A 25,593-nucleotide genomic window follows, 5' to 3' on the forward strand; every position below is an offset into this window, starting at 1 on the left:
CCCTTGCAAAATAACAATAAAAAAAAGATTTGTGTCGTTACTCCTTCATTAGCTAAAGGAGGAGCAGAAAAATCTTCGGCAACACTTACCACTATTTTGCATAATCTAGGATATAATGTACATGTGGTAACGCTGTTATCACAAGTAGAATATGAGTATTCTGGTACGCTTTTTAATTTAGGGGAATTTAAAGATAAAAATGATACTTTTTTAGGGAAAATAAAAAGATTCCGAAAATTAAAGCAATACTTTAAAGAGCATCATTTTGATTGTATTATCGATAATAGATATCGTATCTTAGCCTACAGAGAATATATATTCACAAAATATTTATACAGACATATTCCTGTAATTTATGTACTTCATAATTATGTGCAAGAAAAAACATTTACTCCTTATAAATGGTTGAATGCGTGGTTGTATAAAAACGAAACATTTACGGCGGTTTCCGAAGAAATAAATCAGAAATTTAAAAAAGAATTTCAAATTAAAAAGATGCATACTATTTATAATGCATTTGATTTTGAGGATATAGAAAGAAAGGCTTTAGATTTCAATGTGGTTGAAGCAGAAAAGAGTACGTATATTATTTATTACGGACGGATAGACGATGAACACAAGAATTTAAAACTTTTATTAAATGGATATAAAGCATCCAAATTGCCAACCCAAAACATTAAATTATGGATTCTCGGTAATGGTGAAGATCTAAATGAAATAATAACATACACAAAAAAAATACAATTAGAAACACATGTGGTATTTAAGGGGTTTACCGCAAATCCGTATCCGTATGTTAAAAATGCTTTGTTTACTATGCTTACAAGTAGACACGAAGGTTTCCCTATGGTAATTCCAGAATCGTTAGCATTAGCAACTCCAGTAATTTCTGTGAACTGTAATTCTGGGCCAAGAGAAGTAATACAAAATAAGGTAAATGGATTGTTAGTAGAAAATTATGACATAAATGCACTAGCGGAAGCTATGGATAGTTTTATATTTGACAAAACATTGTATCAACACTGTAAAGCAAATGCAAAACAAAGTGTTGCTAGGTTTTCTATAGAGAAGATTTCTAAGAATTGGAAAAAAATAATTGAAAGTACATGAGTCATACTATTATAAAAGATATTAAAATTATTGATATACCTCGAATTGCCGATAGTAGAGGTAATCTAGCTGTTATAGAGAAAGATTGTACTCCTTTTGAGATTAAAAGAGTGTATTATTTATATGATGTGCCCAGTGATGCATATCGAGGTGGTCATGCACATAAAGAGCAATTAGAATTCTTGGTTGCCTTAAGTGGTAGTTTTACTGTGATTCTAGATGATGGAAAACAAAAACAATCTATTACACTTAATAAGCCAAATAAAGGGTTGTTAATTCCAACAGGGATTTGGCGTGAGCTGGAAGATTTTTCTTCCGGATCTGTTTGTTTGGTGTTAGCTTCAGATGTTTTTGAAGAGAGCGATTACATTCGAGAATACAAAGACTTCGAGTTATTTAAACGGACTTAAATTAACGTGAAACTGTCGTAGTACTTTTTGTGTTTTCATTAAAAACAATAAAGTGCTTTTATTGCAACTAAGTATAAAACGTTGTTTTGCATTTAAATTACGCTTGTTTAAATGCTTTAAATAAAAATCCATCTTCTCTTTATTACCTACAAGTTTGTATTGCAAAGCAATAGAAAATCTATTGAAATCTAGATATTTTTTTAAAGAAGGATTGTTTTTAGCAGCTTCTTCATATACATCTAAATCTAAAAACTGTCTTAAATTGGTATTGGCATTAGAAATTCTGTTATCTGCATGTAAGTTATAAACGGCAGTAACATTATTGTTAAAAGCTATTGGATGTTGTATCGCTATTTTCATCCATAAATCGGTGTCTTCTCCAGCGCCAAGTGTAATTTTTTCATCAAAGCCATTAAAGGCCTCCAATGTTTTTTTAGGAACCATTACTGCAGATGTCCATGCAACACAGCTAAATTGACTGGATTTAAAATAGTCCTTAACAATACCATTCCATGCATTAGGAATGTCTATATAATCGGATTCTAAAGCGATTTCACCCATTTTTTTTACATATGCATTTGCATATAAACCACAGTTAGGGAAATCTTCTTGTAATTTTTTAAGTTGTGCTAAATGGTTGTTTAACCATAAGTCATCAGCATCTATAAAAGCAATATAAGCTGCAGTTGCTTTTTCTATTCCATAGTTTCTAGCATGTGCAACACCTTGGTTTTTTATCGTAAATATTTGTATTCTAGAATCGTTAAAAGTATCTAATAGTTTTAAACTCGCATCCGTAGAACCATCATTAACCACAATAATTTCAAAATCTTGAAATGTTTGCTCAAGTACACTTTTTATTGTGTTGACAATAAAGTGTTCTTTGTTGTATAATGGAATTACTATGGAGAAAAATGGCATTTATTAGATATGTAAATAACAAAGGTAGCTTAATCTATATAAATCAAATAGGTATAAAGACGGTTTTTTTGAAAGTAAATTTTTTTCAAAAGAACCTTTAAACGTTCTATAAATAAAGGCAAATAAAAATGGAAGCTTTAATCTTTTTATACTAAAAAAGACTCTTGTAATTAAAGTATAATTTTTGGGTATTAAGTTTTGTTTTAAAAATAAATGTAAGGCGTCTACAGATTCAATAGATTTTTTTAAAAACAGACTGCTTTTTTCTAAACCTAAATGATAGGTTGGGTTTTCAATATGTTCGACTTTTATTTTATTTAATTTTAAATGGTAAGAAAATAAAGTGTCTTCATGTCTTAAGTTAGGAATGTCTTCATCAAAGGAAACTACATTAAAAACATCTTTTCTTATTAAAAAATTTAAGGTCAAAAAGCTTAAATAAATATTTTCGTTCCTTTTTTTAGTAGCTAATGCCTCTCGCTTTTTTCCGTAGGTCCAACGCAGTAAATGGTCATCGTCAGGCTTTTTTTTAGTATATAAAATGCCACCATAAATTACTTGCGAAGCTTTTGTTATAGCTTGTAAATAGGTAGCAATAAAATTGCTTTCTTTTGGTAATACATCTGCATCTAAAAAAAGTAACCATTCGTTTTTTGCCTCTTTTGCTAAAAGATTCCGAATAGCGCTTCTACCAATATTTTTTTCAAGTATTAAATATTGAGCGTTTTCTAAATTATTTATTTCTTTATTAGCAGTAATAATATTTTTATCTGTCGAACCATCATCATAACATAATATTTCAAAATCTACAGATAGCTGTTTTGTTTGCGCATACACTTCTTCAACAAGTGCGCTAATGTTATAGTTGTATGTAGGAATTAAAATAGAGAGCATGAATGCTTGTTAGATTTGTTCAAAACTAACAAAAATAATGTAATCTGTTTGCTATTGGTATAGTAATTGTAATTTTGTTACTATGAATAAAATTTATCTAACCTTATTATCAGTATTAATTGTTGCTGTTGGCTATGCGCAACAAGAGTTTCATGTGTTTCCAGAAGACCATAAAACGTCGCCAGGAACAGCTACTGGCAATGGTACTTTGCAAAACCCTTGGGATCTGCAGACCGCATTAAAACAATCTATTAAGGTGGTTAAAGGAGGCGATACTATTTGGTTGCACGAAGGTGTGTATAATGGCAGGTATAATAGTACGCTTAACTGTACAATACCTAATACATATATAACGGTAAGTGCATACCAAGGGGAAAGCGTAATTTTAAATGGAAATGTTGCTTCAACAAAAGAACAAACATTAGGAATTCGAGGCGGACAAGTAATTTATAAAGATTTTGAAGTTACATGGTTAGGTGAATTTTCTAGAAATAAAAAAGATGCCAACTTCAAAAATCAAATCGCAGGTGTATATCATTTGTCGGGAAGAAACTGCAAGTTTATTAACCTTAAAATATATAATAATCCAGGTTTGGGTTTTGGCTCTTGGAAAAGTACAGGAGGAACTTTAATTACAGAGTGTTTTGTTTTTAATAATGGTGTAATTAATGAAAAAGGAAGAGGAGCAGGAGAAGGTTTTTATGTGCAGAATAAAAGTGAAGAAGAAAGAATTATAAAAAACAATGTTATTTTTAATAACTACTACAAAGGTATTGAGGTTTGGTCTGCAGGAAGAAAAGCAGATTTTGAATATGTGAAGAACATAACTTTAGATAATAATGTGATTTTTAATAGTGGTTTGCCTGCAAATAAATATACGGTAGATAATATTATTGTAGCTTCAGATGATAGAAATGCCATAAACATTGCTAAAAATATTAAAGTAACCAATAACATATTGTACCACAATACAAACTATCTAAAAAATGAGGTTAATGGAGATGCACCTTCTTTAACTTTAGGTTTTTACCACAAGTCACCAGTAGAGAATGTTGTGGTAGATAATAATATTATTTTAGGAAGAAATAATGCACTCAGAATATTATACGCAAAAACATTAACCTTTAAAAATAATATTGTCTATACTGGTTATATGAATTTTACAAATTCCGTTTTTGATTTGGCAAAAAATAAAAACTGGAAGTTTAGTAACAATTTATACTACTCTAAAAATAACGATGCTTTTCGAATTAATAAAACAAACTATCCACTTAACAAATGGAAATCCATGTTTAACATCGATATTAGTAGCCAGAAAAAACATATTGGTGCTTTTAATCTAAACAATGTTTTAGATATCACAAAAAGTGAATATAAAAATAACAGCTTTCGAGTAGTACTTTTTAATAAGGAAGAACAAGACGTAGTTATCGATTTCTCGGAATATAATATCGAAAAAGGTAGCGCTTTTACTATTACAGATGTTGAGGATTTAAACCATATTTTAAAATCTGGAACTGTAACGGAAGACTCTAAAATTACAGTGCCAATGCAGGCAGTAGATCCTTCAAGAAATAAAACATTAAATAATTTTGGCGTTTTTATTATTGAATTTAAGAAAGATAAACAATTAAAAGCAACTCCTTCTAAAAAAGAAAGTGGCTTAAAACGTTTTTTTAAGAGGTTGTTTTAACCTTTACGTTGTACAACTTCAAAAATCTGATTCTCATCACATTTTAAAGTCTTACTTGGGTATTTTAATAACAATGCATAATCATGTGTTGCCATTAAAATAGTATTACCGTTTTTATTTATTTCTTGTAAAACTTCCATAACTTCAATACTAGTTTGCGGATCTAGATTTCCTGTTGGCTCATCGGCAAGTATTAGTTCAGGGTCATTAAGCAAAGCTCTAGCAATAGCAACTCTTTGTTGTTCTCCTCCAGAAAGTTCATGCGGAAATTTAAAACCTTTGGTTTTCATTGCAACTTTATCTAAAACCTCGTCTATTCTAGTTTTCATTTTAGCTTTGTCTTTCCAACCAGTAGCCTTTAAAACAAATAATAAATTGTCGTTAATGGTTCTATCTGTAAGTAATTTAAAGTCTTGAAAAACAACACCCAATTTTCGTCTTAAAAATGGAATTTCCTTTTCTTTTAGTTTTCGTAAGTCATAATCTACTATATGCCCTTGGCCTTCTGTTAAAGCTAAATCGCCATAAAGGGTTTTCATAAAACTACTTTTTCCAGAACCCGTTTTTCCAATCAAATACACAAAATCACCTTTGTTTACTTCTACATTAACATCAGAAAGGACTAAGTTATTTCCTTGAAAAATAGAAACATCTTTTAATTGTAAAACAGGATTCGACATATAGTATTTTGGTTTTAAGAGTTGTAAATGTATTATTAATAAATTAAAAGTGAAAAGTTATAATTTAAAAGTTTTCTTAAAACGAAGACTTCTCAATATTTCTGTGTCTAATAATTAGTAAACAGCACTAATTATTAATAACTCGGTGTATAATTATAACAAAATTCTAACGTTATCATTTATATATTGATTTATATTTGATTCTTGAATAAAAAACATAGTCCATGACTAGAAAAAACCTTTATATATTTCTCCTTGCTATTGCTTGTAGTTTTCAAATAATAGCGCAACAATCTGCAGCATATACTAATGATTTAGTAGCGTATCAAAAAGCACTTAGTTTATATAATAATCAACAATATCTGGCAGCTCAGTCTTTATTTAATCAAATAAAAAAAACAGCAAAAACAGATGTGTTACAAAGTAATTGTGCATTTTATATTGCTAATTGTGCAGTGCGTTTAAACCAACAAAATGCAGATCAGTTAATCGAAGATTTTGTAGCAAAGTATCCAACAAGTACCAAACGAAATACAGCATATGCAGATGTAGCAGATTATTATTTTGTTAACGAAAAATATGCACATGCTAAAAAATGGTATGATAAAGTGGAAGAAAGCGGATTGGCTAGATCAGAAAAAGAACGCTATAACTTTAATAATGGCTATGTTGCTTTTGTAACTCAAGATTATAAAACTGCAAGAGAGTATTTAAGTCGTGTAGAAAATTCAGGAAGATATGGAGCGCAAGCAAAATATTATATCGGTTTTATGGCTTATGAAAATGATGATTATGACAAGGCAAATGAATACTTTAATCAGGTAGGAGAAGAAGAAAAATACAAAGAAAAACTTTCCTATTATCAAGCAGATTTACATTTTAAACTTGGCAAGTTTGAAGAAGCAATTACATTAGCAAAAGAACAACTACCAAATAGTGATGAAACTGAAGTGTCTCAACTCAATAAAATTATAGGCGAAAGTTATTTTAATCTAGAAAAATATGCTGAAGCTATTCCATTTTTAACCAAATACGAAGGAACTCGTGGTAAATGGAATAACACAGATTATTACCAATTAGGTTACGCTTACTACAAACAAAAAGACTATGACAAAGCAATAAGTGAGTTCAATAAAATAATAGGAGGTAATAATAGTGTAGCGCAAAATGCATACTATCATTTAGGAGAAAGCTATGTAAATGTTAATAAAAAACAACAGGCTTTAAATGCGTTTCGTAATGCTTCCGAAATGGATTACGATTTAAAAATTCAAGAAGATGCGTGGTTAAACTATGCGAAAATTAGTTACGAAATAGGAAATCCCTATCAATCGGCTCCGCAGGTATTAGCTGCTTATTTAGAAAAATATCCAGAGACATCTTATAAGAGTGAAATGGAAACTCTACTAATAGATTCTTATATCACATCTAAAAACTACAAGGAGGCTTTAAAATTATTAGAAGGAAAAAAAAGTTTTGAAAATAAAGTCGCTTATCAAAAAGTAACCTTTTATAGAGGGATCGAATTGTATAACGATAGTAAATATCAAGAAGCAGAAAGCCTTTTTGATGCTTCATTAAAAGAACCACAAGATGCTAAATATACTGCAAGAGCTACTTTTTGGAAAGCAGAAACAGATTATAATCTTTCTAATTTTGAGGATGCTTTAGTCGGTTTTAAACAGTTTGAACAGCAAACTTCTGCATCTCAAACACCAGAAATTACCAATTTAGATTACAATATTGCATACACGTATTTTAAACAGAAAAACTACACACAAGCAACACCGTATTTCAATCAGTTTATTACTAAAAGAAAAGAAGATCCGGTTAGGAGGAATGATGCATACCTTCGTTTAGGGGATGGTTATTTCGTTTCTAGTCAATATAACGAAGCAATTCAAGCATATAATAAAGCCATTCAAATTGGAGAAATAGAATCCGATTATGCATTTTTTCAAAAAGCATTAAGTGCTGGTTATGCAGGAGATGCTGCGAAAAAGATTTCCGAATTAGAAACTTTTATTTCGAAGTATCCAAAATCTACTTTACGAGATGATGCTATGTACGAATTAGGTAATTCTTATGTAAAGGCTGGCAATACTGAAAAAGCAATGCAGTCTTATAACCGTTTAAATAGCGAATATAATAGTAGTGTATTCGTGCCAAAAGCACTTTTACGCCAAGGATTAGTGCATTATAATGCCAGCGAAAATGATCCTGCTTTAGTGAAGTTTAAACAAATTGCTGCAGATTTTCCAAGTACACCAGAAGCTAATCAAGCTGTGGCAACTGCACGTTTAATTTATATAGATACTGGTAGAGTCGACGAATACGCGTCTTGGGTGCAAACATTAGATTATGTAGAAGTTACAGATGCCGATTTAGATAATACAACCTACGAAGCAGCAGAGAAGAAATATTTAGACAATAATACAAATCAAGCAATCCAACAATTTAATGTGTATTTAAATCAGTTCCCAAACGGATTACATGCTTTACAATCGCATTTTTATATCGCAGAATTATATTTTAAAAAAGATTTAAAAGAAACTGCTATTCCTCATTTTCAATATGTAATCGATGCTTCGCAAAGTGAATTTACCGAAGAATCTTTATTGCGTTTAGCACAAGTGCATACCGAAAATAAAAATTGGACTGCAGCTATACCTGTGCTAAGTAGGTTAGAAACAGAAGCTAGTTTTCCGCAGAATGTTATTTTTGCACAATCTAATTTAATGAAAGCAAATTACGAGTTAGAACAGTATAATGAAGCGGTCGCTTACGCGGAAAAAGTACTATTAAAAAATGGCTTAGATAATAAAATTAAAAGCGATGCACATGTTATTATTGCTCGTTCTGCAATAAAAACAGGAGACGAAGCAAAGGCAAAAACGGCTTATGCACAAGTAGCGCTTACCGCAACAGGAGAAACTGCAGCAGAAGCATTATTTTACAACGGGTATTTTGAAAATAAAGCTGGAAGTTATAAAGCATCTAACGTAACCATGCAACGATTAGCAAAAGATTATTCGGGTTATAAATACTATAGTGCAAAAGGATTAGTTGTTATGGCGAAAAACTATTATGCTCTGGACGATGCCTTTCAAGCAACTTATATTCTAGAAAGTGTAGTTAAAAATTTTGCAAGCTATTCCGATGTTGTTACAGAAGCACAAACCGAATTAAACAAAATAAAAACGGAACAAGCAAAAACAAATGCTTCTGTTGTACCAGAAGATTAGTTTTGTTACAAGCTATAAGCGTTAAAAAAAAAAAGGTCATGCTAAGCCAAGTTATAGCATTTCATCGTTCAAATAAATATCAAAAAGATATGCGAAAGCAAAAAAATAAAATTCTAATTTTTATCCTAACCATTGTTTCTACATTAGGTTTTTCACAAGAAAGAGAACAGGATACTCTAAATCCAGATGTTATTCAAGTTGTAAAACCATATACTCCTTCTGTTTCCGATGCATTTAAAGTAAAAGAAATTCCGTCTTTAGATGATGCAACGACTACTACAAAAAAGGAAATTAAATACAACATTTTTTCTTTTCCTGTGGCTTCTACATTTACTCCTGCAAAAGGAAAAGCTGCTGTTGTAGATAAAGAAGAACCTGCAAAATTGTATGATAATTATGCCACTTTAGCAGGAGGTATGTATACTTCTATTTTAGGTGAAGTATATTTAAATCATGCCTTTAGTAGAACCGAAAGTGTTGGTGGTTATGTGAGTCATCATTCATCACAAGGCGGAATTAATGATATTCTTTTAGACGATAATTTTTCGAATACTAAAGTAAGTGCTAATTACTCTAGAAATGAACGCGATTTAGCATGGAATATTGAAGGCGGATTTCTACACCAAAAATACAACTGGTACGGCTTGCCGCAACCTTTATATAATAAAGATGCTGCCGATGCTATTGGAGATGTAGATCATGCTTTTTTAGGCTTTAATCTTGGAGCAGATGTTGCCTTTACAGATTCGTATATAAACGAAGCCAGTATTTTATATAGACGTTTTGGAGACAATAATAGTTCTGGTGAAAATAGATTGTTAATCCAAACTAACGGAGATATCTCTATTCAGGATTTAGATTTTAATATTGGCTTACAAGTAGATTACTTAGGAGGGAAATTCGATAGAAATTATGCTATAGATGAAGAATTAAAATATGGAAACTTTAATATTGGTATTTCGCCAACGTATCAATTAATTAAAGAGGATCTAACCCTAGACTTAGGAGTTTCTTTCTTCTATTTAAACGATACAGAATATGGAGATAATAAATTTTTCATCTATCCTAATATAAAAGCTTCGTACAGAATGGTAGATGAAATTTTAATCGCTTATGGAGGAATTAAAGGAGACTTAATTCAAAACACTTATTACGATTTTGCGCAAGAAAACCCATTTGTATCTCCAACATTATTTATAACACCAACCGATCAAAAGTATAATGTTTTTGTAGGTTTAAAAGGGAAAGTGGCTAATGGTGTAAATTATAATATTGATGGAAAATATAGTAGAGAAAACGATAAAGCAATGTATAGAAATAATTTGGTTCCTTACGGGTTTGATGCCGATGAAGCATACCAAAATGGAAATTCTTTTGGAATCGTTTACGATGATGTTTCTACCTTTTCAGTTTCAGGAGAAATAAATGCAGACCTAAATCGTAATTTTACATTAGGTGTTAAAGCGGCATATTTTTCTTATAATGTAGATCAAGAAGCGGAAGCATGGAATCTTCCAAACTTTAAAGCAAATCTGTTTTTAGATTATCAAATTACCAAACAGTGGTTTGCAGGTGCAAATTTATTTTTTGTAGGAGAACGTAAAGGGTTAGCCGGTTTTAATGATATTGACAATCCGTTGTTTGTAGATTTATTAAATCCTACAGAAACTATCTCTTTAAAAAGTTATTTTGATGCTAATGCACACGTTGGTTATCATATTAACGATAGATGGTCTGCATTTGCTAAAATAAATAATATTGCAAACCAAGAATACAATCGTTGGCAAAACTATCCCGTACAAGGGCTTCAGTTTTTAGCAGGAGCAACTTATAAATTTGATTTTTAAGACAAGCTGTCCTACTAAAAACGGATTCAAAATCTAAAAATCGAAACTCAAAAGGGTTTTAAAATATAAGCGTTCTATTTTTGAATACTTTTCTTGTTTAACTTAATAACACCATTTTGATTCATTCTTTTTTTAAGTTAAATTGTATTGCGTATGGACATTATAGTCAGGAAAAGTATACTCGCCTTTTTATTAATATTCTTTGGTAATTATGAAAAAGAATAAGTAGACATTGTAATCACGAAAGCAAAGCGTACACTGTTAATCCTAACTTTGAAAACGCATACGCTTTTGCCATAAAAGAGGAGAAGTTTGTAGGACTAGGAAGCACAAACGATATGTATTGGGCAGAAGAACGCTTAGGAAAAGAAACTTTAAAGAAATGACTATTTGGGAAGCTTAAGCTAATTTTGTAGATCGAGAAAAAGGAAGCATTGAAACTGGAAAGTATGCAGATTTTATTATATTAGATAAAGATATCATGCAAGTTGCTGTTCAAGAAATCCCTAAAATTAAAGTACAACAAACTTTTATAGGTGGCGTGGCACAATAATTGCTTTCTTTGTAAAAATATTTATTAACTAAGATTACCGCTTTCGCGGAAAGTAAACATGAAAAAAATATACACATTTATACTAGCATTAATTATAACTACAACAACTTTTGCACAAGTAGATGCCTATAGTGAAGATGTAAAACAATGTATTAAAAGCAATGGTACCTATGATTATTACGAAAATGTAGTAGACCAAATGTTTTCTATGCTACAAGAACAATATGCTTCTCAAGAAGTTCCTGCATCGCTTTGGACCGAACTTAAAGGTCTTAAAACAGAATCTTTAGAAGAACTAAGCCAAATGGTAGTTTCTGCTTATCGTGGCCATTTTACACACCAAGATGTAAAAAACATGAACGCTTTATACGCTACCAAAGCTGGACAGAATATGTTTAAAAAAGCAGAAAACCTTACCGAAGGTGATAAAGTAGCTTTAACCGAATTTTATAGAAGTGATACCGGACAAAAAATCACAGGTTCTCAAGACTCTATGAATGCATCTATGAGCCAGATTTCGGAAATGTGGAGTAGTGGTTTTTATAGAACAATTGTAGATAAACTAAGTGAAAAAGGATTTAATTTGTAAGATGAAATATTTCTTATGTATCATTTTTATTGCGCTTTTTTCTTTAAACAGTTTTGCACAAGAGTTACCTCCTAATCCTGAACCTGGAAAATGCTATGTTAAATGTATTCTGGAAGATGGAAACTTATCAAATTGGCAAACTATAGATTGTGAGTTTTCAAAGTTAGCAAAGGATAAAGCCAAATTGAATACACTACAGATTAAAATGTCTAATTTAGGTTACGATGTTGCTATTACTGGTAAAGCAGATTTAAAAACTATTGCAGCATACAAGCAATACACCAAAGACGAAAAAAAGCGATTACGTAAAGCAAAAAGAAATCTCTAATTTTAATCGGAATCATGCAAAGTAAATTAATAACGATACTCTTTTTTGTTTTTGTTAGTCATTCTCTAGTTGCTCAATATGGATGGACAGATGCTGAGGTGTTTTTAAAATCAGGCGAAGTAAAAACAGGACAAGCCTTTTTGCCTTTGCAGCCCTATAATGCTATTACTATTTCTTCTAATGAAATGCTAAAGTTTAGAACCGATAGAAAAGCTAAAAAAGAAAAGTATAAACCGAATCAAGTAGATAGTGTTCTTTTTAAAGTAGAAGATAGAGTAGATAAATATACAACCATGTTTATCTCAAAAAAGAAAAAACGTTTAGCTTTTGTTCAACTAATTGTAGAAGGAAATGTAGCTATTGTAGGTAGAACAGAAAAAACGAACATGCAAACATCAATACAAAATGACGAAAACCCTTGGGAACAAGAAGGCCCTTCTGCTAGTAATTATTTTAATCATAATCGATTATTTTTAGTCAAAGAAGGTGAAGTCTTAGAGAAAGTAAAAGTGAAAGGCTTTCGTGTTCGTGCCATGGAATTTTTTGCAGATTGTGATGCTTTAGTAAAAAAACTAGACTCAAAAAAAATGCATAAAGATAATTTTTATGAAATAGCAGCTTTTTACAATACGAATTGTAATTAGTAAATTTTCGCTAAATAATCAAAGTGTGCTCCTTCGGTAATTAATTCGCATTGTAACCCAACAGAAGTACAAGCAGTAAATAAAGTATTAAAGTCTAAATAGAGCCATTTCATAGGTTTTTCTTTTTCGTCTTTATAGCTTAAAAAGTAATCTAATTCACCATAATAATTGGCAGTGGTATCCATCCAGAATCCGCCATCTTCATCTTCGTACATGTATTTAATGTCGCTAGAATCTATTAGTATTTGTCCTTCGGGATTTAGTAGTTTTTTTAAATGCTTCAAATACATTGCAACTTGTTGTAATTCTTGAAAAATTCCAGTACCATTCATAAGTAATAAAATAGTGTCAAAGGTTTGCGTTTCATTTAAAATCGCTTTTACTTCTGCTTTAATAATGCCTCTTTTTTTGCAAACTGTAATAGCACCTTCCGAAATATCAATAGCTTTTATTGTAAAGCCTTTTTCTTGTAAATATAAACTATGACTTCCTGCTCCAGCTCCAACATCTAAAACACTTCCTTTACAGAGTTGTAGTGCTTTTTGTTCTAGTTTCGGCATGTCCTTAAAACTTCTAAAAAGATATGGAATTGGTAACTCGTCTGCGTCACTAATATTAGTAGAAGTGATAATGTCTTCGGTATAGTTTCCGTTTTGGTAATCTAATAAAGCTTTTCCAAATAAATCTTTTTCCATATAATTATTGTTGCGAGACTTTAGCAATCTGTTATTTATTTATTTATTTTGTCACACTAAGCACGATCAAAGTGTCTCAAAAAATTCTATTTTTGCTTCTATGGAAGAATTTCTAAATCAGCTCCCAAAGCTTGCCAAAGATAAACATAAGGAAAACAAAACCTTTTTTACAAAGCTAAAAAAGAAAGCACCAAAAAATTTAGATTATATCATGCAAGAATTGCACGAAGAAGAATTTGAGCGAACAGACTGCTTAACTTGTGCGAATTGCTGTAAAACAACAGGTCCTTTGTTTACAGATAAAGATGTAGAACGAATAGCTAAATTTTTCAAACAAAAGCCACAGCAGTTTATTGCGAATTATTTACGAGTAGACGAAGAAAACGATTATGTGTTGCAATCGGTACCATGTACTTTTTTAGGTGCAGATAATTACTGTTCTATTTATGATGTAAGACCAAAAGCTTGTCGTGAATTTCCACATACCGATCGAAAAAAATTTCAGCAAATTTCTAATCTTACCATGAAAAATGTTGCTATATGTCCTGCTGCTTTTAATATAGTAGAAGCTATGAAAAAAAGAATAAAAATATAAAGCGTGTTTTTTATTGCATATTGTTGCTTCCTGCAAGCATTCCTTTTTTTTAGTATCTTTAAAAACTAAAACTTTCTAATTTGGAAAACCTTATTAACTACTTTGAAACTATTCCATCCTTACATAGAAGTCTTATTCTTGTTGGTGGAATCACTTTTTTTTGGCTATTAGAAGGAGTGCTTCCATTGTATAAATTCAATTATAAAAAGTGGAAACATGCAGTGCCTAATTTATTCTTTACGCTTACTACTATAATTGTAAATTTCACATTAGCCTTTTTATTGTTAAAAACTGCCGATTGGGTTAAAATAAATGACTTTGGTATTATTAACTGGCTTCCTAATATGCCATTGGTTTTATATGTCTTTTTAGGTGTGTTTTTTCTAGATTTTTTTGGTGCATATTTGGCACACTATGTAGAACACAAAGTAAAACCATTATGGAAAATTCATATTGTTCACCACTCAGATCATAAAGTAGATACAACAACTGCAAATAGGCATCATCCGTTAGAAAGTATTATCCGTTTTGCATTTACTCTTTTTGGGGTTTTTATAGTTGGTACACCAATAGCAATTGTAATGTTATATCAATCTTTATCCTTAGTCGCAACACAATTTACTCATGCAAATATTAAGTTACCAAGAAAATTAGATAATGCATTAAGTTACTTTTTAGTTTCGCCAGATATGCACAAAGTACATCACCATTACGTGTTGCCTTATACCGATTCTAATTACGGAAATATTTTTTCGGTTTGGGATAGGCTTTTCGGAACTTTCATGATATTAGATAGAGACAAATTAGTTTATGGAGTGGATGTGTTTCCTAACGAAGCAGAAAATAGTAGTATTACTAATTTGCTAAAGCAACCTTTCCAAGAATATAGAAACCAAACTATAGTTGCTGTAAAGGAAGAATAATGCAAAAGCTAACAGTCTTTTTTTTAATGTTTTTATTTATGAACTGTAATTCTTCGAAAACGATAGACATTCAAGGGCACAGAGGTTGTAGAGGTTTAATGCCAGAAAACACACTTCAAGGGTTTAAAAAAGCAATAGTACTTGGTGTACATACTTTAGAATTGGATGTAGCTGTTTCTAAAGATAATATTGTAATTGTATCTCACGAACCTTATATGAACCCTGTGATTTGTTTAGATGCTAACGGTAAAGAAATACCAGAGGCAGATGCTAAAAAGTACAATCTATACCAATTAACACACGAAGAAATTAAAGCTTACGATTGCGGAATTAAATTTCATGAAAGATTTCCAAGTCAAGAAAAACAAAAAGCCTATAAGCCTTCTTTAAGTGAAGTATTCATTGTTTCTAATGCATTAAATAAAGAAATTAAATTCAATATTGAAATCAAGGCACTTCCCGAATACGATACTGTTTTTACTCCAAAACCGGAGGAATTTGTTCAGTTAGTTTTACAAACGATCCATGAGCATCAAGTATTTAATCAATGCAATTTGCAATCTTTTGATATTCGTATTTTAGAAGAAATAAAAAAACAAGCACCAAAAATGCAAGTAGCTCTTTTGGTAGATGAAAATGAAGACATTTCAGAAAAATTAAAACAGTTAAGTTTTTCACCAGAAATTATAAGTCCGTATTATAAACTAGTAAATAAAGAAAACACAAGTGCATATCATGTTCAAGGATTTAAAGTAATTCCGTGGACTGTTAATACTGCTTCAGAAATGTTAGAAATGATGCATAATAATGTAGACGGAATTATTACGGATTATCCAGATGTATTATTGCAGATTTATCAAGAAAATTATTAAATCCTTACAACTTATTTGGTGGTAAGGGATTAGCTTTGATGAATTGTTGTTTTTTGTAAAAAAACGTAAGCATTTCGTGTTTTTTGTGAATTGTATTCGAAACTAAAGTCTTTTGTTTCAGCTCAATAGTATTTCGTCTGTAAAATTTGGTATTCAACGAAAATACCTACATCTAACATATGTAAATTCCTTTTTTTTGTAAATTATACTAATCTTTGGATCGGAATTTGATTAATAGCAAATAATTAAATCAATTAATCGGTACAAATTTATTCACGTAATGAAAGAGGGGAAAATTACGATATTATGTTTATTTATGGCCTTGATGACCTTTAGTGCATCATTTGGTCAAACTACAGTATATTCTACAATTGCAAAAAATATTAACTCAGAGGCTAATAGTTTACAGCACAATTTAAATAGAGCAGGAGATACGCTACATTTAAGCAGTGACTACAAATTATATAAAGTAGAGTTTATTGGTGCTTATGAAGCTAAAGTTTTTCCAGTAGAAGGAGAGAAAAAGCAAATAAGTATTCCTTTAAAATCTGTTCCAGTTGGAGAGTATACTATTGCTGCTTTTCAAATAGAAAAAACAGAAGGTATTTACCAAGATCAAAAAACAATCGTTTTTAGAATTTCTAGACTTTTACCAATTGAAGATCCTATTGAAGAAGAATTAATTGCAGAAGCAGTTACAGAGCCTGAAATTATTGAGGAAGAGCCAATAGTTATTGAAGAAGAAAAAGTTGCTACTACAGAAGAAGAAAAAGAAGTACCTGTAAAAAAGGAACGTATTAAGAAAGAACGAGTAGTAAAGAAAAAGGTTAAAAAAGAAATTACAAAAGAAAAGAAAACAAGAGTTACCAAAGCACGCACACCTAGACCTGAAAAAGTAAGAGTAGAAAAAGAAAAAACAATTGCAGATGCAAAACCAGTTAGAACAAAAACACAAAGGCCTACTAGAGTTGTCGAAGCAAGAAAACCTAGTTTAGATTCTACAGAGTATAAAAGTTACAATCTTACAAATGGAAGAGGAGGTCGTTACGTGGTTCAATCTCGTGAAGAGTATAGAGCAGAAAATTTAAGACCAAATGGAGAACCATACAACTAGTTTAAATTAGTTATATAACCAAAATCACATATAGGTAAAGCCTCTAGATTTTATTCTAGAGGTTTTTTATTTATATAATAAATAAGGTTGTCGCATCTTATCATAATCTGCTAAACCTCTAGCCCAAGTTTTCTTAATCTCGTAAGCAGTATGCTTTGTTTCTATTTGTTTTTGAAGCTTTTTTGTTCCTGCTAGCGTGGTGAAATATGCATTAAAAAAGGTTTCCTTGTTTGCTGTAGCTTGGTATGCTTCTATCAAATAGTTTAAGTCTAATCTATTTAAATATTTAGTGTCGCTTAAATCCATGCCATAGCACACCTTATTTTCGTTTTTTGGGTGTTTAGATCCAACATTTGGTCGTGGTGTGAAAGTATATTCGTAATTAAACATTTTAGTATCTAAAAAAGGGCTTCCAAATATTTGAAACTGTTTATTTGTTCCTCTACCAGCGCTTACGTTTGTTCCTTCAAAGAAACACAAACTAGGATATAAGTTTATAGATTTCGCATTAGGTAAGTTTGGGGAAGGCTTAATAGGTAAATCATATACCGTTTCATGGGTGTAGTTTTTCATAGAAATTACAGTAATGTCACTTTGTAAACCGTTTTCTAACCATTTTTCACCATTAATCATTTTAGCATATTCGCCAATAGTCATCCCATGCACCACAGGAATAGGATGCAAACCAACAAAACTTTTGTGTTCTAACTCTAAAATTGGGCCATCAATATAATGTCCATTTGGGTTTGGCCTATCTAAAATAATAACTGGAATATTCGCTTCTGCGCAAGCTTCCATCACATAATGTAAAGAAGAAATATAAGTATAAAAACGTGCGCCAACATCTTGAATATCAAAAATCATAATATCTAAATCAGCAAGTTGTTTAATAGATGGTTTTTTGTTTTGTCCATAAATAGAAACAATAGGTAATCCCGTTTTGGTGTCAACTCCATCTTTTAAAAGTTCTCCAGCATCCGCAATACCTCTAAAACCATGTTCTGGAGAAAATACTTTTTTTACATCTACTTTTAAAGAAACCAATGAGTCCACAAGATGTGTGTAAGTGTTTTTTATAGGAGTTGTTTCTAACGAAGTAATCTCATTCTCATTTAGCTTAAAAATAACAGAAGTCTGATTTGCAACAATACCAACTCGCTTTCCAATTAATAAAGGTAAATAAGCTTCTGTTTGGTTTGCGCCAATACGTAAATCGTTGTTGTTTGGTAGTTCTATGTCACGTGCAACCTGTTGATGTACCTCCTTATTCTCGGCTAATTTTTCTTTTGATTTAGAAGCACAAGAAATTAATACCAAAACAAATAATAAAACTGTATTTTTGAAAACATTTAATCGCATAATCTAGTTTGAATTTCGAGTTTTTTATAGCTAAACGCATTATTAGTAGTAAAGCGTATAAAAGTAGTGTTTCAGCACCAATAATAAAAATTGGAATTGCTGCAATTGCTGTTGGTATTATTGTGATGATGATAGCAGTTGCTACAGGAATTGGCTTGCAGCAAAAGATTAGAGATAAAGTTTCGGCGTTTAATGGACACATAATTATTTCGAACTTCGATAGCAATAATTCCCAAGAAAGCGGAAAACCAATAACTACAAAACAAGATTTTTACCCAAAGTTCAAGCATGTAGAAGGCATCAAAAACGTACAAGCAGTTGCATCTAAATTTGGTGTGATTAGAACCGAAACTGACTTCGAAGCTATTATTGTAAAAGGTGTGGGAGCCGATTATAACTGGGAATATTTCACGGATTTTCTTGTTGAAGGTAGATTGCCAGACTACACGAAAGAAAGAAATCAAGACGTGCTTATTTCACAAGATTTAGCAAAAAGAATGCAGTTTAAATTAGGCGATAAATTCAGTACCTATTTTAAAAAAGAAGATCCAAACAAACTACCTACACAAATTCGTTATACCATAGTTGGGATTTACAATTCTGGACTTAAAGAATTTGATGAGACCTATGTGCTTGGAGATATTAGACATATACAAAGACTTAACCAGTGGGAGCCAGATCAAGTAGGGAGTTTTGAGGTTTTATTAAACGATTATAACCAACTACAAGATAAATACAGAGAAGTATTTCAAAATACACCTTCTTTATTAAACGCAGTAACTGTCGAACAAAAACACGCTTCTATTTTCGAGTGGATAAGTATTTTCGATAAAAACACCTATGGTATTATCGGGATTATGATCCTTGTAGCGGGAATAAATATGATAACCGCATTACTTGTTTTAATACTCGAACGCACAAAAATGATAGGTGTTTTTAAAGCGCTAGGAAGTAACAATTGGAGCATAAGAAAAATATTTTTATACAACGCAAGCTATATTATTCTAATTGGATTGTTTTGGGGAAATCTTATCGGTTTTGTCATATTACTAGCACAAAAATATGGTAAATTTTTCCCTTTAGATCCGGATGTTTACCATGTAAGTGAAGTGCCAGTCTATATAAATTTAGGCTATATCCTCGCACTAAATATTGGTACTTTTATACTATGCTTAATTATGCTTTTAATACCATCTTATTTAATTACCAAAATTTCACCAGTAAAAGCCATTCGTTTCGAATAGATAATTATGGCGTTTACTACTTCGCTTAAGCTGCGTAGTACTGCGCTTTTCGTTATATCTTTTTCTCGTACCTCAAAAAAGGATGCCACTACAATCGCTAACGCGGCCTAAAAAGAAATTTTTAATAAAAATACAATACTTCTATCCTATTTTAGATGCTTTCTTTTGGCGCTTTTATCATTCCAGTCCAATTTTGTCATTCCGAGTAAAGTCGAGGAATCTAACTCTAAAAACGAAAAGATTAAATAACAACCAAACCGCTATGGAAAAATAAAATAGAACTTTTAACTTTTAACTATTCCCTTTTAACTATTTTTGCAACAGTAAAAAAATAACATGGAATACGCAAAAAATATACTAGAAACTATTGGGAACACGCCATTAGTAAAACTAAATAAACTTACAGCAGACTTACCTTGTTTGGTGCTTGCTAAATACGAAACTTTTAATCCAGGGAATTCTGCAAAAGATAGAATGGCTTTAACCATGATCGAAGATGCTGAGGCAGACGGACGTTTAAAACCTGGAGGAACTATTATTGAAGGTACTTCTGGAAATACAGGATTAGGTCTAGCGCTTGCTGCAATTGTTAAAGGCTACAAATGTATTTTTGTGATTAGTGATAAACAATCTAAAGAAAAATGTGACGTATTAAGAGCACATGGAGCTGAGGTGATAGTTTGCCCTACAGATGTTGAACCAACAGATCCTAGATCGTACTACTCGGTATCTAAACGTTTAGGGGAAGAAACACCAAACTCATGGTATGTAAATCAATATGATAATCCAAGTAATGCAAAAGCACATTACCAGAGTACTGGACCAGAAATTTGGAAACAAACAGAAGGTAAAGTAACGCATTTTGTGGTTGGTGTTGGAACAGGAGGAACCATTTCTGGAATTAGTAAATATCTAAAAGAACAAAATCCAGATGTAAAAGTATGGGGAATTGATACCTATGGTTCTGTTTTTAAAAAATACCACGAAACAGGAATCTTTGATGAAAATGAAATATATCCATATGTAACCGAGGGTATTGGAGAAGATATTTTACCAGAAAATGTAGACTTTTCTCTAATTGATGGATTTACTAAAGTAACCGATAAAGATGCAGCAATATATACCCAAAAATTAGCTTTAGAAGAAGGTATGTTTTTAGGAAATAGCGCTGGAGCAGCAATTAAAGGATTACTGCAACTAAAAGATGAATTTAAAAAAGACGATGTCGTAGTTGTTTTATTCCATGATCATGGAAGTCGTTATGTTGGTAAAATGTACAATAACGATTGGATGAAAAAAATGGGTTACATCGATTAACTCTTATCTTATAGTTTCCGTTCTAAATAAATAAAAAAACCTCCTGAAATTTCAGGAGGTTTTTTATTATCGAATATTTTATTTCGAGTGTTTTTTTCTTTTTAATCTTTGAAGGATAGTCAATCCTTGTAAATTATTACGGATTTGTAGACCATAAAGAAGCTCCTTTTAACATCGCTCTTCTAGGTAATTTTAAACCAGCAACAATAAGTTCTGCAAAATCTTCGGGTTGTAAAACACTGTCTTCAGAGTCTTTAGTTGCAATGCCTAAATCTATAGACATGTCTGAAGCAATGGTGCTTGGTGTTAATGTGCACACTCTAATATTGTTTTTGCGTACTTCCTTCATTAAAGATTCCGACATACCAATAACTGCAAATTTTGAAGCAGAATAAGCAGAAGTACTTGCATTACCTGTTAATCCAGCTGTTGAAGCTACATTAAAAATATCGCCTTGGTTTTTTTCCATCAAGTGCGGCAAAACTTCTTTGGTAACATAATACATTCCCATTAAGTTAGTTTGTATTATTTGACTCCATTGGTTTACATCCATTTCATTTAAAGTTCCAAAAGCCGCAATTCCTGCATTGTTTACCAAAATATCTACTGAGCCAAGTGTTTCAATTAAAGTTTTAATACCAGATTTAACTTCTTCATAATTTCCCACATCAAAAACGGCGTACGTTGCATTTACACCTAATGCTTTTATTTGAGCAGTTGTTTCAATTAACGTAGCTTCATTTCTACCAGTAATGGCTACATCTATTCCTTCTTGGGCAAAAGCTATTGCAGTTGCTTTTCCTAATCCTCTACCTCCTCCGGTAATTATTGCTTTTTTGTTTTTAAGGTTTTTCATGGTGTATTTTTGTATTAATAGTACGTTTTAAGTGTATACAAAAATAGCTATGTCTTAGCTTATAAACTAGGTAAACCAGAATTCTTAACAGCAAATTAATATAATGTGTCTATTGTTTTGAATGCTAAATAATAAAGTAAACTCAGGATTCCAGCAAAAACAAAAAAACCTCCTAAATTCTAAGAAGTTTTTTGTTGTAAATTAATATAAATTATTTACTCATAATTATAAGTAGTAACTGTTTTATAGGTGTCTCCGTCAGATTCAATCATGTTTTCAATCTGCTCAACAATATTATCATTAGAGTCAAATTCATAATCAAATGTTACTGTTCTTGAAATATTTATATCGTAATCATAACGATAATAACTACTTATATAATTTTTACTTATTTGGTAAGTTTCTATGCCTAATCCAAATTGGGTGTCAAGTGCATAGTTGTTTTTCCATTCTGGTCCGTAGGTAAATATATTATAATTGTAAAAATCTGAAGCTTCCATGTCTAAATATTCAAATGTTGCTTCTAGCAAAGTATTTTCGTTAGGATCTTTTATCTCAAATCTTGTTAAATTATTATTTATATATTCATAATGCTTTTCAGACATAATTTGTTCCTCATCATTTAATAGTTTGTTTTCAATAATAAGATTTTCAGGATTTAGTGTAATGTTTTCATTAGTAGTTTGAGTACTACTTAAAGTGAATAATACTTGTATATTAGAATTATCAGTATAAGTAATTTCTTTCTCTTGATTTGCGCTTGGATTGCTTGAGCTGGATATCGAGTTTTTCTGTATTAATCTTTTAGCGTTATCATAAGTGTATGTGTTTGTCCATTCTAAATTATTAGAAGCATCATACTTTAAGATGTTAGATACTAAATCATTCTCATAAAATAATTCTTCAGATCTTCCATAAGAGTGTTCGACTTTTATCAATTTGTTTTCTTCAAAACTATAATTGGATGAATGTGAGAATGCATCATTAATATAGTAGTCTTTTTTTATAGAAGTTAAATTAATAGAGGTGTTAGAAGTGGTTGAGTTGTCATCGTCAGAATTACAAGAAACTAGTAAAAATGCAATAATTAAAATAAATAGAACGTTAAGTTTTTTCATGATGGATTGCTTTATAGTTGTTAAAATTTTAACAAAAAACATGCCAAAAACGTAATATTATTTATAAAATACAAGTAATCTACTTTTACTCTCTAACAATAACACCACCTTTCATTTCTTGAGCAGTAGGTTTTTCAAACCAGGATTCCATAAAATCAAAGTTTTCTTGTGATACTTCAAATTCAAAAGTATCTCCTTTTTCTGTGTTTCTTTTTAATACACGCTGTAATCGGGTTGCTTTATTAATATCTAAGAAATGGGTTTTAATTTCAAAACCATGTTTTGAAGCAAATTGTCTAAATTTTTCACGATGAGAAAATTTCGAAAGACCTAAATCTAGAATCGCATCGGTATTGGCATTTTCTAGTTGTATCACTAGATCTAGAATTAGTGTTTCTGCTCTTTCAATACGTTCTAAAAACCAATCTAATCCATCTTCGGGTTTCTTATCGGTAAGAAACAGGGTTTTGTTCCAGGTATCTATAGAAAAAAGGATTCCTTTGGTTTCTTTTTTTAATTGGTTGGAATAAGTGGTTTTCCCAGAACCTGTGTTTCCTAGTATTAAGTGAACCATTTTTTTAGATTTTAATTGTTTCTTTAAACATATAAAAATATAAAATTTCTTACTATTTGTTTTTTAATTGTAAAGGATTAGGCTTTCCAGAATACCTATGTTCCTTTTTTAATATCCAGAAATAAAAAATATCCAGCAGGTTAATTGATTGTAATTCAGTGTATTTATAGGTTATGACTTATAAATTGGTGATTTATCGAATAAATTACCAATAAAGTAAATTAGAAAATATATTTATTACTATTAAAAATAAGCTATTATGATAAAAAAATATTTCACTACGGTTAAAACAATGGCAATGGGTATTGTTTTTGTGTCTATGACATATACTATTCAAGCACAAGTTGGTATAGGTACTATAACGCCAAACTCCCAATTAGATGTTGAATCAGTTGCAGTAACAGGAAACACTATTGAGGCTTCTCATGGTAATTTAGCAAATGCAAGTTCAGCATTGTGGGTTAAAAATTCAGGTACAGGATATGGTATTCATGCACAAAATTTAAATACGTCATCCAACACTGCCGCTATGCGCGCTATACAATTAGGTACTGGTATAAATGCTCACGGACTTTTAATTAGTATGACTAATACAACGGTAGCGGGAACCACAGGCCAATTTATTGACCAGTTAGGTTTAGGACTAGGATCTTATATAAATATGGGAAATGCGGGATCCAATAGTTCCGGCGTCTATATTTTTCATGCAGGAAGTGGAGATGGGATGTCAATTTACCAAAATGGTACGGGTATGGGTCTATATAATGAAGTAGCTGGAAATTATGGTATATACAATGTGCTTAATAGTAATACCTTAGGGACAATTAACTTAATGAATGCAGGAGGAGTAGGGGAATATATAGATCTAGGCACAAATGATGGTACTGGTGTAGAGGTTATAGCAGTGGATAATGTGGCCACTCCTACTGCAGGAGGTGATGTTTATGCATTTAATGCCACTGTAAGAACAGCCACGGCAACGGGAGCCTTTGTTAACGGAGCCGTTTTAGCTGGCGTACAAAGCGGTATTGGTCATGGTGTGCTAGTAAATCACTCTGGAGCCGATGGAAGAAATGCAGAGTTTAATATTAATAATACGGCCAATACCGATGCTGCCATTTTCTCCGTACATCAAGGTCAAGGGTCTGCAATTCTTGCTCAAAATCAAAATAATAGTATTGTAGGAACTGTAAATGTAGGCGATTTTGCTTACACAGGAACAGATGTTACTGATCATGTTGGAGTATTTGGTTATTCCCAACCAGTAGCAGGTTGGGGTATTGGAGTGTTGGGTCAAGGAGGGTGGTATGGTACATTTTCTTTAGGAGATTCTAGTGCTACAGGAGCAAAAGCATTTATGATAGATCATCCAGAAGATCCAGCAAATAAAATATTAAAACATTTTTCTATTGAGTCTAATGAAGTATTAAATAAATACAGAGGAGTTGCTGTTTTTGATGCTACTGGTAAAGCAATTGTAAGCTTACCAGATTACTATGATAGTGTAAATAAAAATCCATCCTATCAATTAACCGCAATTGGAGCTGCTATGCCTAATTTGTTTATAGAAACAGAAATTACTAACAGACAATTTGTTGTTGCTGGAGGGGTGCCTAATAAAAAAGTATCCTGGGAAGTTACCGCAGAGCGAAATGATCCGTATTTACAGCAAAACCCGAATAAAAGAGAAACAGTAATATTAAAAGAAGGTGAAAGAAGTGGTAAATATTTAACTCCAGAATTGTATAACCAACCAAAAGAAAAAGGAATGTTTTACAATAAAAATAGGGAAAAACAAACAGCTAGTAAAATGTTAGACAAAAGCAGTGAGAAAGTAGCATCGATTAGAGACTATATCCATGAGGAACCTATAATTGAAAAACCAAAAGCTACCGAAGAAGACCCTAATGAAACCCTAGAAAATAACCCAAAGAATTAAGGGGTATTTCATAGCTGTTATATTTTATAAGAAGTCACTTTATTAAAGGTATTATTTACTTTAATAAAGTGAC

The 25,593-nt window shown here is 31.3% G+C and carries 23 protein-coding genes and 1 pseudogene; 16 read left to right on the top strand and 8 right to left on the bottom strand.

Features of this window, described 5'->3' with window-relative positions; all coding sequences use genetic code 11:
- The first annotated feature begins 3 nt into the window (after positions 1-3).
- Together Q4512_RS15315 and Q4512_RS15320 are read left to right on the top strand one after the other, a co-directional pair.
- Positions 4-1,110 carry a glycosyltransferase gene (locus Q4512_RS15315; RefSeq protein ID WP_303426188.1) on the top strand — a complete coding sequence of 369 codons (1,107 nt, stop codon included), beginning with the start codon at positions 4-6 and terminating at the stop codon, positions 1,108-1,110.
- The gene (locus tag Q4512_RS15320; RefSeq protein WP_303426190.1) at positions 1,107-1,520 is read left to right on the top strand and encodes an FdtA/QdtA family cupin domain-containing protein; all 414 of its coding nucleotides are present in this window, start codon (positions 1,107-1,109) and stop codon (positions 1,518-1,520) included. Before Q4512_RS15315 ends, Q4512_RS15320 begins: the two co-directional genes overlap by 4 nt.
- Here Q4512_RS15320 and Q4512_RS15325 read toward each other — a convergent pair.
- Positions 1,503-2,441, bottom strand: coding sequence for a glycosyltransferase family A protein (locus Q4512_RS15325; RefSeq protein ID WP_303426193.1), 939 nt, complete (start codon positions 2,439-2,441; stop codon positions 1,503-1,505). The genes Q4512_RS15320 and Q4512_RS15325 overlap by 18 nt on opposite strands.
- 3 nt (positions 2,442-2,444) lie before the next feature.
- Positions 2,445-3,335 carry a glycosyltransferase family A protein gene (locus Q4512_RS15330; RefSeq protein ID WP_303426194.1) on the bottom strand — a complete coding sequence of 297 codons (891 nt, stop codon included), beginning with the start codon at positions 3,333-3,335 and terminating at the stop codon, positions 2,445-2,447.
- Positions 3,336-3,417: 82 nt separating this feature from the next.
- Here Q4512_RS15330 and Q4512_RS15335 point away from each other — a divergent pair, with 82 nt between their 5' ends.
- Positions 3,418-5,028, top strand: a complete 1,611-nt coding sequence (locus Q4512_RS15335; RefSeq protein ID WP_303426196.1) for a hypothetical protein — start codon at positions 3,418-3,420, stop codon at positions 5,026-5,028.
- Here the strand turns inward: Q4512_RS15335 and Q4512_RS15340 are convergent.
- Positions 5,025-5,708 carry a cell division ATP-binding protein FtsE gene (locus Q4512_RS15340; protein WP_303426198.1) on the bottom strand — a complete coding sequence of 228 codons (684 nt, stop codon included), beginning with the start codon at positions 5,706-5,708 and terminating at the stop codon, positions 5,025-5,027. The two genes, Q4512_RS15335 and Q4512_RS15340, sit on opposite strands and share 4 nt — an antisense overlap.
- A 224-nt stretch (positions 5,709-5,932) precedes the next feature.
- Here Q4512_RS15340 and Q4512_RS15345 point away from each other — a divergent pair, with 224 nt between their 5' ends.
- The 6 genes and pseudogenes from Q4512_RS15345 (at position 5,933) to Q4512_RS15370 (ending at position 12,914) form a co-directional block, all read left to right on the top strand.
- On the top strand, positions 5,933-8,953 hold the full coding sequence (locus tag Q4512_RS15345) for a tetratricopeptide repeat protein (protein ID WP_303426199.1): 3,021 nt from the start codon (positions 5,933-5,935) through the stop codon (positions 8,951-8,953).
- Positions 8,954-8,991: 38 nt separating this feature from the next.
- The gene (locus Q4512_RS15350) at positions 8,992-10,800 is read left to right on the top strand and encodes a TonB-dependent receptor (RefSeq protein ID WP_303426201.1); all 1,809 of its coding nucleotides are present in this window, start codon (positions 8,992-8,994) and stop codon (positions 10,798-10,800) included.
- Between the two features lie 424 nt (positions 10,801-11,224).
- Positions 11,225-11,353: pseudogene (locus Q4512_RS15355) on the top strand (amidohydrolase family protein); the annotation flags it as partial.
- A 58-nt stretch (positions 11,354-11,411) separates the two neighbouring features.
- Positions 11,412-11,942: a DUF2059 domain-containing protein gene (locus Q4512_RS15360; protein ID WP_303426202.1), complete on the top strand. Its 531-nt coding sequence runs from the start codon at positions 11,412-11,414 to the stop codon at positions 11,940-11,942.
- 1 nt (position 11,943) lies between these two features.
- Positions 11,944-12,270 (top strand): hypothetical protein, encoded by a 327-nt coding sequence (locus tag Q4512_RS15365; RefSeq protein WP_303426204.1) that lies wholly within the window; start codon positions 11,944-11,946, stop codon positions 12,268-12,270.
- A gap of 14 nt (positions 12,271-12,284) precedes the next feature.
- A complete protein-coding gene (locus tag Q4512_RS15370; RefSeq protein WP_303426206.1) occupies positions 12,285-12,914 on the top strand; it encodes a hypothetical protein in 630 nt (209 codons plus the stop codon).
- On the opposite strand, the gene Q4512_RS15375 is transcribed toward Q4512_RS15370, so the two are convergent.
- The gene (locus tag Q4512_RS15375) at positions 12,911-13,609 is read right to left on the bottom strand and encodes a bifunctional 2-polyprenyl-6-hydroxyphenol methylase/3-demethylubiquinol 3-O-methyltransferase UbiG (RefSeq protein WP_303426207.1); all 699 of its coding nucleotides are present in this window, start codon (positions 13,607-13,609) and stop codon (positions 12,911-12,913) included. The genes Q4512_RS15370 and Q4512_RS15375 overlap by 4 nt on opposite strands.
- 100 nt (positions 13,610-13,709) lie before the next feature.
- On the opposite strand from Q4512_RS15375, the gene Q4512_RS15380 reads away from it, so the two are divergent.
- The 4 genes from Q4512_RS15380 to Q4512_RS15395 all read left to right on the top strand — a co-directional run bounded on the left by Q4512_RS15380 (position 13,710) and on the right by Q4512_RS15395 (position 17,113).
- Positions 13,710-14,204 (top strand): YkgJ family cysteine cluster protein, encoded by a 495-nt coding sequence (locus Q4512_RS15380; protein ID WP_303426208.1) that lies wholly within the window; start codon positions 13,710-13,712, stop codon positions 14,202-14,204.
- Between the two features lie 80 nt (positions 14,205-14,284).
- Complete coding sequence (locus Q4512_RS15385) at positions 14,285-15,127, top strand: sterol desaturase family protein (RefSeq protein WP_303426210.1); 843 nt, start codon at positions 14,285-14,287, stop codon at positions 15,125-15,127.
- 38 nt (positions 15,128-15,165) lie between these two features.
- Positions 15,166-15,999: a glycerophosphodiester phosphodiesterase family protein gene (locus Q4512_RS15390; protein WP_303426211.1), complete on the top strand. Its 834-nt coding sequence runs from the start codon at positions 15,166-15,168 to the stop codon at positions 15,997-15,999.
- Positions 16,000-16,279: 280 nt separating this feature from the next.
- Complete coding sequence (locus tag Q4512_RS15395) at positions 16,280-17,113, top strand: hypothetical protein (protein WP_303426212.1); 834 nt, start codon at positions 16,280-16,282, stop codon at positions 17,111-17,113.
- Positions 17,114-17,179: 66 nt separating this feature from the next.
- On the opposite strand, the gene Q4512_RS15400 is transcribed toward Q4512_RS15395, so the two are convergent.
- Positions 17,180-18,472, bottom strand: coding sequence for a DUF1343 domain-containing protein (locus Q4512_RS15400; protein WP_303426214.1), 1,293 nt, complete (start codon positions 18,470-18,472; stop codon positions 17,180-17,182).
- Positions 18,473-18,480: 8 nt separating this feature from the next.
- Here Q4512_RS15400 and Q4512_RS15405 point away from each other — a divergent pair, with 8 nt between their 5' ends.
- The gene (locus Q4512_RS15405; protein WP_303426215.1) at positions 18,481-19,716 is read left to right on the top strand and encodes an FtsX-like permease family protein; all 1,236 of its coding nucleotides are present in this window, start codon (positions 18,481-18,483) and stop codon (positions 19,714-19,716) included.
- 336 nt (positions 19,717-20,052) lie between these two features.
- On the top strand, positions 20,053-21,033 hold the full coding sequence (locus tag Q4512_RS15410) for a PLP-dependent cysteine synthase family protein (protein WP_303426216.1): 981 nt from the start codon (positions 20,053-20,055) through the stop codon (positions 21,031-21,033).
- 136 nt (positions 21,034-21,169) lie between these two features.
- On the opposite strand, the gene Q4512_RS15415 is transcribed toward Q4512_RS15410, so the two are convergent.
- The 3 genes from Q4512_RS15415 to Q4512_RS15425 form a co-directional block, all read right to left on the bottom strand.
- Complete coding sequence (locus Q4512_RS15415) at positions 21,170-21,889, bottom strand: 3-ketoacyl-ACP reductase (protein ID WP_303426217.1); 720 nt, start codon at positions 21,887-21,889, stop codon at positions 21,170-21,172.
- Positions 21,890-22,104: 215 nt separating this feature from the next.
- Positions 22,105-23,007 carry a hypothetical protein gene (locus tag Q4512_RS15420; RefSeq protein ID WP_303426218.1) on the bottom strand — a complete coding sequence of 301 codons (903 nt, stop codon included), beginning with the start codon at positions 23,005-23,007 and terminating at the stop codon, positions 22,105-22,107.
- An 85-nt stretch (positions 23,008-23,092) separates the two neighbouring features.
- The gene (locus Q4512_RS15425) at positions 23,093-23,581 is read right to left on the bottom strand and encodes an ATP-binding protein (protein WP_303426220.1); all 489 of its coding nucleotides are present in this window, start codon (positions 23,579-23,581) and stop codon (positions 23,093-23,095) included.
- A gap of 259 nt (positions 23,582-23,840) precedes the next feature.
- Between Q4512_RS15425 and Q4512_RS15430 the strand changes: the two genes are divergently transcribed.
- A complete protein-coding gene (locus Q4512_RS15430) occupies positions 23,841-25,520 on the top strand; it encodes a hypothetical protein (protein ID WP_303426222.1) in 1,680 nt (559 codons plus the stop codon).
- The last annotated feature ends 73 nt before the right edge of the window (positions 25,521-25,593 follow it).

Origin of the sequence: Oceanihabitans sp. 2_MG-2023 (assembly GCF_030547245.1) — a bacterium.
Taxonomy (GTDB): Bacteria; Bacteroidota; Bacteroidia; order Flavobacteriales; family Flavobacteriaceae; genus Oceanihabitans.

Bases quoted from the DNA above. Each gene is read 5' to 3' on its own strand.
- Q4512_RS15320 (WP_303426190.1), top strand. From the start codon at position 1,107: ATGAGTCATACTATTATAAAAGATATTAAAATTATTGATATACCTCGA.
- Q4512_RS15325 (WP_303426193.1), bottom strand. From the start codon at position 2,441: ATGCCATTTTTCTCCATAGTAATTCCATTATACAACAAAGAACACTTT.
- Q4512_RS15330 (WP_303426194.1), bottom strand. From the start codon at position 3,335: ATGCTCTCTATTTTAATTCCTACATACAACTATAACATTAGCGCACTT.
- Q4512_RS15335 (WP_303426196.1), top strand. From the start codon at position 3,418: ATGAATAAAATTTATCTAACCTTATTATCAGTATTAATTGTTGCTGTT.
- Q4512_RS15340 (WP_303426198.1), bottom strand. From the start codon at position 5,708: ATGTCGAATCCTGTTTTACAATTAAAAGATGTTTCTATTTTTCAAGGA.
- Q4512_RS15345 (WP_303426199.1), top strand. From the start codon at position 5,933: ATGACTAGAAAAAACCTTTATATATTTCTCCTTGCTATTGCTTGTAGT.
- Q4512_RS15350 (WP_303426201.1), top strand. From the start codon at position 8,992: ATGCTAAGCCAAGTTATAGCATTTCATCGTTCAAATAAATATCAAAAA.
- Q4512_RS15360 (WP_303426202.1), top strand. From the start codon at position 11,412: ATGAAAAAAATATACACATTTATACTAGCATTAATTATAACTACAACA.
- Q4512_RS15365 (WP_303426204.1), top strand. From the start codon at position 11,944: ATGAAATATTTCTTATGTATCATTTTTATTGCGCTTTTTTCTTTAAAC.
- Q4512_RS15370 (WP_303426206.1), top strand. From the start codon at position 12,285: ATGCAAAGTAAATTAATAACGATACTCTTTTTTGTTTTTGTTAGTCAT.
- Q4512_RS15375 (WP_303426207.1), bottom strand. From the start codon at position 13,609: ATGGAAAAAGATTTATTTGGAAAAGCTTTATTAGATTACCAAAACGGA.
- Q4512_RS15380 (WP_303426208.1), top strand. From the start codon at position 13,710: ATGGAAGAATTTCTAAATCAGCTCCCAAAGCTTGCCAAAGATAAACAT.
- Q4512_RS15390 (WP_303426211.1), top strand. From the start codon at position 15,166: ATGAACTGTAATTCTTCGAAAACGATAGACATTCAAGGGCACAGAGGT.
- Q4512_RS15395 (WP_303426212.1), top strand. From the start codon at position 16,280: ATGAAAGAGGGGAAAATTACGATATTATGTTTATTTATGGCCTTGATG.
- Q4512_RS15400 (WP_303426214.1), bottom strand. From the start codon at position 18,472: ATGCGATTAAATGTTTTCAAAAATACAGTTTTATTATTTGTTTTGGTA.
- Q4512_RS15410 (WP_303426216.1), top strand. From the start codon at position 20,053: ATGGAATACGCAAAAAATATACTAGAAACTATTGGGAACACGCCATTA.
- Q4512_RS15415 (WP_303426217.1), bottom strand. From the start codon at position 21,889: ATGAAAAACCTTAAAAACAAAAAAGCAATAATTACCGGAGGAGGTAGA.
- Q4512_RS15420 (WP_303426218.1), bottom strand. From the start codon at position 23,007: ATGAAAAAACTTAACGTTCTATTTATTTTAATTATTGCATTTTTACTA.
- Q4512_RS15425 (WP_303426220.1), bottom strand. From the start codon at position 23,581: ATGGTTCACTTAATACTAGGAAACACAGGTTCTGGGAAAACCACTTAT.
- Q4512_RS15430 (WP_303426222.1), top strand. From the start codon at position 23,841: ATGATAAAAAAATATTTCACTACGGTTAAAACAATGGCAATGGGTATT.